Source organism: Acidovorax sp. KPB24-03, assembly GCF_057546605.1.
In genome coordinates this window covers 26157-33077 of record NZ_BAAJYR010000020.1, presented here as the reverse complement: position 1 = coordinate 33077, position 6921 = coordinate 26157, and the positions used below count along the sequence as shown (strand labels likewise).

Here is a 6921-nt window from a genome sequence, read left to right as displayed (position 1 = left end):
CACGCCCAGCGCCGGCGGCACATGCACGGCGGCCTGCGGCAGGCTGCGCGGCGGCAGCGGCGCATCGCCATGGTCCAGCCCGTGGAAGGCCACCGCGCGCAGGAACTGCAGCGCATTGCCCGCGCCGCCGGCGCGAAGGTACTGCCACAGCCCATGGCACACCGAAGGGGGCAGCGTGCTGCGCTCCACCAGGTGCGGGTCTTCCTGCAGGTCGCCCGAGAACATGGCCAGTCGCTGCCCCTGCCGGCGCGCGAGCGCGCCGATCTGCTGGATGCCGTAGGGCCAGGCCGATTCGGAACCCAGGTGGTCCACGATCACCACGCGCGCGTGGCGCAACACCTCGTCCAGGTACAGGTCCAGCGACGCGGGCTGGCGCAGGTACAGCAGGTTGGCCACCCGCACCGAGGGAAAGCCCGGCTGCGTGCGCGCCAGCTCGGCACAGGCGGCCGAAAGCAGCGCGAGCGTGGTGTCGGCCGAACTGAGCACGACGATGTCCGCCGGGCTCTGGTCCAGGCGGGTGATGACGGTCTCGTCCTCGACGAAGCCGCCCGGGCGGGTGCTCAGCAGGTGCATGCGGGCGGGCCGGGCCGGACTATCGCGCCCGCATCAGGCGGCCACGCCGTCGAGCCCGGCACGCAGCGCGGTGGCATCCAGCGCCTGGCCGATGAACACCAGCCGCGTGCGGCGGTCCTCGCCCTCGCGCCATGCGCGGTCGAAGTGGTGATCCAGGCGCCGGCCCACGCCCTGCAGCAGCCAGCGCATGGGCTTGCCTGGAATGGCGGCGAAGCCCTTCACGCGCAGGATGGCGTGCTGCTCCACGAGGCCCGCCAAGGCGGTCAACAGGCGGTCGCGGTCCACGGCCGGCAGATCGATCACGTGCGCGTCGAACTCGTCGTGGTCGTGGTCTTCTTCATGGTCATGGTGGCTCTGGCGCTGGTCGATGGAGGCCTCGGACGCCTTGGACAGGCCCAGCAGCACATCCAGCGGCAGACGGCCCTGCTCGGACTGCACCACCTTCACGGACGAGGGGATCTCCTCGCGCACCAGCGCCTGCACGCGGGCCAGCGCGTCGGCGTCCACCAGGTCGGTCTTGTTGAGCACGACCAAGTCCGCAGCGGAGAGCTGGTCCTCGAACAATTCATGCAGCGGCGACTCGTGGTCGAGGTTGGGGTCCGCACGGCGCAGGGCGTCAACGGCCTGCGGGTTGGCGGCGAACTGGCCGCTCGCGGCGGCCGGCGTGTCCACCACCGTCACCACCGCATCCACGGTGAACACGTTGGCGATCTCCGGCCACTGGAAGGCCTGCACCAGCGGCTTGGGAAGGGCCAGGCCCGAGGTCTCGATGAGCACCGCATCGATCTGGTCGCGCCGCTCGGCCAGCAGCTTCATCACCGGGAAAAACTCTTCCTGCACCGTGCAGCACATGCAACCGTTGGCCAGTTCGTAGAGCGCGCCTTCGCGCTCGTTGCCCGCGTCGTCGCAGCCGATGCCGCAGCCCTTGAGGATCTCGCCGTCGATGCCGAGTTCGCCGAACTCGTTGACGATCACCGCGATGCGGCGGCCGTCGGCGTTGTCGAGGATGTGGCGCAGCAGCGTGGTCTTGCCGCTGCCCAGGAAACCGGTGACGATGGTGGCGGGAATCTTGGACGTTTGCATATCGGTTCTTTCGGTGCCGCAGACGGCGTGACTGCGGAATTATCCGGGAACCCGCCGAACCGTCTCCCGCGGGACAGGCGGCGCGGCCTGCACACCTCCCAAAGCGGAGCCTGCACCATAATCGTGACCCTGTGCCCTGCTGCGACGGGGCGTGCCAACAGGCATGCGGACCGCTCCCCGCCCCCCGGCGGCACGGCCCTTTCGCCCGTCCTCTGCTCCACACCGAATCCATGAACCCTGAAGCCCACAACATCTGGCGCGCACCGCGCTGGGCCCTGGCCGTCCTGCTGGCGCTGCTGGGCATGCTGGGCCCTTTTTCGATCGATACCTACATCCCCGCGTTCTCGGGGATCGCCGCCGCGCTGGGCGCCTCGCCAGTGGAAATGCAGCAGACGCTGTCGGCCTACCTGTTCGGCTTCGCCTTCATGACGCTGTTCCACGGAGCGCTGTCGGACAGCTTCGGGCGCAGGCCCGTGGTGTTGTGGGGCATTGCCGTGTTCACCCTGGCGTCGGCCGGCTGCGCCCTGTCGGAGAGCATCGGCCAGTTGGTCATCTTCCGCGCGCTGCAGGGCCTCTCGGCAGGTGCCGGCATCGTGGTGTCGCGTGCGGTGATCCGCGACATGTTCCCGCCCGCCCAGGCGCAGCAGGTGATGAGCCAGGTCACCATCTATTTCGGCGTGGCACCGGCCATCGCGCCCATCATCGGCGGCTGGCTGTTCGTGCACGCGGGGTGGCACAGTGTGTTCTGGTTCCTGACCGGCGTCGGCGCGACGCTCTGGCTGGCCAACTACCGCCTGCTGCCGGAAACGCTGCATGCCGAGCAGCGCCAGCCCTTCAATGCGCGGCACTTGCTGCGGGGCTACTGGGAGCTGGGCTCGAGCCCCCGCTTCCTGCTGCTGGCACTGGCCAGCGGCGTGCCATTCAACGGCATGTTCCTGTACGTGCTGGCCGCGCCGGCCTTCCTGGGCGACCACCTGGGGCTGGCTCCCACGCATTTCTTCTGGTTCTTCGTGCTGACGATCTCGGGCATCATGGGCGGCGCCTGGCTCAGCGGGCGGCTGGCAGGGCGCATCGCGCCCAAGCGGCAGATTCGCCACGGCTTTCTGATCATGTTCTCGATGTCCATCCTGAACCTGCTGGCGAACTGGCTGTTCAAGGCGCACGTGTCCTGGGCATTGCTGCCCATCGCCGTGTTCGCGTTCGGTTGGGCGCTTATGGTGCCCGTGGTCACCCTGCTGGTGCTGGACCTGCATCCGGAGCGGCGCGGCATGGCCTCTTCGCTGCAGGCCTTCGTGGGGTCGTCAGCCAACGGGCTGGTGGCCGGGGTGGTCGCCCCCCTGGTCATGCATTCCACGCTGTGGCTGGCCGGTGCCTCACTGGGAATGATGTGCGTGGGGCTGGGAGCCTGGGTTTACCTGCACCACCGTTGGCCGGACGTCGGCCGCACCGCATCGGCGGGCTGACCCCGGATCGTTCACGCCCCGCCCAAGCGCGGCGCCAGCCTTCGCCTCAATTGCTGCCCCGGCGGCGATCCGTCTCGCGGGCCTGGTAGTAGCGCATCTTCTCGGCGTACATGGCCTGGTCCGCCCGGTTCACCGCGGCCTCCAGCTGGTCGCCCGAAGAGGCACTCGAGATTCCCATGGACAGGCTCAGCGGCCGGCCGGGATAGAACTGGTTGTTCAGGTCCAGCAGCGAGTTGATGCGTTCCATGAGGGAATGCGCACCCCGTTCGTCGGTCGCAGGCATCAGCACGGTGAACTCGTCGCCGCCGATGCGCGCGGCGCATGCCGGCGCATCCACGGCCTTGGCCAGCACCTCGCCCACGCGGCGCAGCATGGCATCGCCGGCCGCATGGCCCTCTTCATCGTTGATCGACTTCAGACCGTTCATGTCGATCACGAGAACGGCCACCGGCCAGGGGCCCTTGCGCGTGAGCCGATTCAGTTCCTCGACATAGAAAGCCCGGTTGCGCAGCTGGGTCAGCACGTCGTGCTTGCCCAGGTATTCCAGGTACGCCTCCGCCTTTTTTTCGCGCGGTGATGTCCACCAGCGACAGCAGCACCATGCTCCAGTCGTGCGCATGCTCGGGCAGGATGGCGAATTGCATGTGGATGTTCACGGCATCGCCGGAGAGGGAGTAGTTCACCACCTCGCGCTGCTGAAAGAGCCTGCCGTCCCACAAGTCCAGCAACTGCTCCGCAAAGGATTCCTGCATTTCCCCCCGGAACACCTTGCCGATCCGGTGCAGCAGCATCTCCTTGGACTCGGCCCCGAACATCGACAGGGTTTCCTGATTGACGTCGATCACGCGGATTTCGTGCATGCATCGCACCACGAACTCGGGGTGCACCTTGAGGAAGGTCTTGAAATCGCGGATGCCCTGCGCCCGCACGTCGTCGAGCAGCCGCTTGACCGCGCTGAAGTCCTCCACCCACAGCGACACCGGCGAATTCTCGAAGAGGCCGCGCGCATACAGCTCGCTCTCCTTCAGGGCACGGCTTGCCTGGTGCTGCGCGGTGTTGTCCTCCAGGGACACCAGCACGCGGCTCCAGTCGTCCTCATGCCCGGGCAGGATGCGTCCGCGGATCTGCACGTCGAGCCGGCGGCCATCGAGCGTGTAGTTGACCGCCTGGTTGGAAAACTCGGTCGCCCCGGACCACAGCTGCAGAATCTCGGGCAAGGCCTGCGCGTGCATGTCGTCGCGAAACACCTGTCCGAGAGAGGCCTCCAGCGTGGCCTGGTCCGGCGCGGCGAACAGCTCCAGCGTCCGCTGGTTCACCTTGATGACCTTGAGGCAATGGCTGTACTGCCGCAGGCAGGAGGGGTCGTTTCGGACGTGCTCGGCGATGTCTTGCACCCCTTCGCTGCGCCAGCGGGCAAAGAGTTGCTTGAGCGCGCTGTAGTCCTCCAGCCAGAGCGACACGGGCGCAAGGTCGAACATGTGTTCGAAGTCCGCGTCCGAGGACGAGGGCAAAGAAGACGGCATCGGGAACCTCCAATCAAGCGGACGATTGTCGGGCAGACGCCGACCGTACCGTTCCATCGTGTGGTCCGCCCATAAAAAAAGCCAACCCCGAAGGGTTGGCTTTTGCAGTCAGCGGCAGTCCGCGCGCCGATCAGCGGGCAGGGCGTGCAGGGCGCTTGCGTGCATCGTGCGGCACAAAAGGCTTGCCGCCGCCGGCTCCGGGCTTCGCGAACGCCGGCTTGCGGGGAGCGAATTCGCCACGGGGGGCGAAATCACCACGCGGAGCGAAGTCGCCGCGCGGAGCGCCGCCTTCGTTGCGCCCACCGCCGAAGCCATTGCCACGGGCTGCGTCGCCGAAGCCGGGCTTGCGGCCATAGCCATCGCCATCGCGGCGGGCACCGCCGCCGAAGCCGCGGTCATCGCGCGGAGCGGCATGGCCGCCAGCACCTTGATAGCCGCCACCAGCAGCACGGGGAGCGGGAGCGCCACGGCCACCGAAACCGCTGCGGTCGTTGCCGGCAAAGCCGCCACCGAAACCGCCACGGCCTGCGCCGGCCGGCTTGCGATCTCGCGAGAAGCCGTCACGGCTTTCGTAGCCACCCTGGCGGCCACGGCCACCGAACTCGGGACGGGCCTGCGGCGCGCGTTGCTGCGGCTCCAGGCCAGGCACCACTTCCGACTTGAACTGCTGCTTGCTGTAGCCTTCGATGTCGAAGATCTTGCGGCGATCGCGGAACTCGGCGAACGTCACCGCCAGGCCGTCGCGGCCTGCACGGCCGGTGCGGCCGATGCGGTGGGTGTAATCCTCCGCCTTCATCGGCAGGCCGTAGTTGAACACGTGCGTGATCGTGGGCACATCGATGCCGCGGGCGGCGACGTCGGTGGCCACCAGCACCTGCACCTGGCCGCTGCGCAGCGCCATCAGGCGGCGGTTGCGAAGGCCCTGGCTCAAGGCGCCGTGCAGCGCCACGGCCGAGAAGCCTTCCTGCTGCAGGTCGTTGGCCAAGCCGTCGCATTCGACTTGCGTGCTGGCGAACACGATGGCCTGGTTGATCGTCGTGTCGCGCAGCCAGTGGTCCAGCAGCTTGCGCTTGTGCTGGGCGTTGTCGGCCCAGAACAGCACCTGCTTGATGTTGGCGTGCTTTTCCTGCGGAGAGTCGATCTGGATCTTCTTGACCGACGCGCCGTTGTCGTGCATCACACGCATGGCCAGTTGCTGGATGCGCGGTGCGAACGTGGCACTGAACATCATGGTCTGCTGGCGCTGGGCGGTCAGCTGGTTCAGTTCCGCCAGATCGTCCGAGAAACCGAGGTCGAGCATGCGATCGGCTTCGTCCACCACCAGGAATTGCACCTGGTCGAGCTTGATCTGCATCGAGCGTTGCAGGTCCAGCAGGCGGCCGGGCGTGGCCACCACGAGGTTGGCGTTCTGCAGCTTGGCGATCTGCAGCTGGTACGGAATGCCGCCCACCACATTGGCCACGCGCAGGCCGCGGCAATGCTTGACCAGTTCGATGGCGTCATGGGCCACTTGCTGGGCCAGTTCGCGGGTGGGGCACAGGATCAGGGCGCCGGGTGCGGCGGCCTTGAAATTGCGGGGATTGGTCGGGTCCTTGCGCTTGCGCTTGGGGGCCGGCTCGCCACGGGCCAGGGCTTCGGCAACGGAACGGTCGAACTCGTCGCGGGCGGCGGCATCGGCTTCGGCCTGCTGGCGGATCAGCGTGTGCAGCACGGGCAGCAGGAACGCGGCGGTCTTGCCGCTGCCGGTCTGGCTCGAAACCATCAGGTCGATGAACTGGCTGGACTCATCGCCCGAACCCATGGCCAGAGGAATGGCACGCTCCTGCACACCCGTGGGCTGGGTGTAGCCCAGGTCGGCCACAGCCTGCACCAGTTCGGGGGCCAGGCCCAGACGCACGAAGCCGTTGGGCAACGCGGGTGCCGCGTCTTCCGCCACAGCGGAGGATTCAGTGGATTCGATGGATTCGCCGGCTTCGATCGCGGACGATTCCAGCGTTTCAACGGCCATGGAAGATTCAGCAGGCGCGAATTCGCCCTGCACTTGCAAAGTGTCGGTCATATTTTTCTCACACGAAGACGGCCGCAGGCGTGGCCTGCGGAGGCTTCGTCAATGGTTAAAAAACATCAACCATCAAACGAAACCAGCGCCAGCATGTTGCTGGGCAGGTGGGCATTAGCGCGGGATCCAGGCTGAAGGTTTTCAGCAGGCCGCAGGCCCAGTGTGTGAAGGGAGATGCACAAACTGCGCGATATTTCCGCGCAGCCGGCGATTATTGCAC

The 6921-nt window shown here is 67.2% G+C and carries 3 protein-coding genes and 2 pseudogenes; 1 reads left to right on the top strand and 4 read right to left on the bottom strand.

Features of this window, described 5'->3' with window-relative positions:
• Both AC27KI_RS05330 and cobW read right to left on the bottom strand, forming a co-directional pair.
• Nucleotides 1–573, bottom strand: a pseudogene (locus AC27KI_RS05330) (cobaltochelatase subunit CobN); the annotation flags it as partial.
• Nucleotides 574–606: 33 nt separating this feature from the next.
• Nucleotides 607–1656 carry a cobalamin biosynthesis protein CobW gene (gene cobW, locus AC27KI_RS05325; protein WP_284405816.1) on the bottom strand — a complete coding sequence of 350 codons (1050 nt, stop codon included), beginning with the start codon at nt 1654–1656 and terminating at the stop codon, nt 607–609.
• A gap of 230 nt (nt 1657–1886) precedes the next feature.
• Between cobW and AC27KI_RS05320 the strand changes: the two genes are divergently transcribed.
• Nucleotides 1887–3119, top strand: a complete 1233-nt coding sequence (locus AC27KI_RS05320; protein ID WP_284405815.1) for a multidrug effflux MFS transporter — start codon at nt 1887–1889, stop codon at nt 3117–3119.
• Between the two features lie 46 nt (nt 3120–3165).
• Here the strand turns inward: AC27KI_RS05320 and AC27KI_RS05315 are convergent.
• Both AC27KI_RS05315 and AC27KI_RS05310 read right to left on the bottom strand, forming a co-directional pair.
• Nucleotides 3166–4642: pseudogene (locus AC27KI_RS05315) on the bottom strand (sensor domain-containing diguanylate cyclase).
• 130 nt (nt 4643–4772) lie between these two features.
• Nucleotides 4773–6701, bottom strand: a complete 1929-nt coding sequence (locus tag AC27KI_RS05310) for a DEAD/DEAH box helicase (protein WP_487089962.1) — start codon at nt 6699–6701, stop codon at nt 4773–4775.
• Nucleotides 6702–6921 lie beyond the last annotated feature (220 nt).

Bases quoted from the DNA above. Each gene is read 5' to 3' on its own strand.
- AC27KI_RS05320 (WP_284405815.1), top strand. From the start codon at position 1,887: ATGAACCCTGAAGCCCACAACATCTGGCGCGCACCGCGCTGGGCCCTG.
- AC27KI_RS05310 (WP_487089962.1), bottom strand. From the start codon at position 6,701: ATGACCGACACTTTGCAAGTGCAGGGCGAATTCGCGCCTGCTGAATCT.
- cobW (WP_284405816.1), bottom strand. From the start codon at position 1,656: ATGCAAACGTCCAAGATTCCCGCCACCATCGTCACCGGTTTCCTGGGC.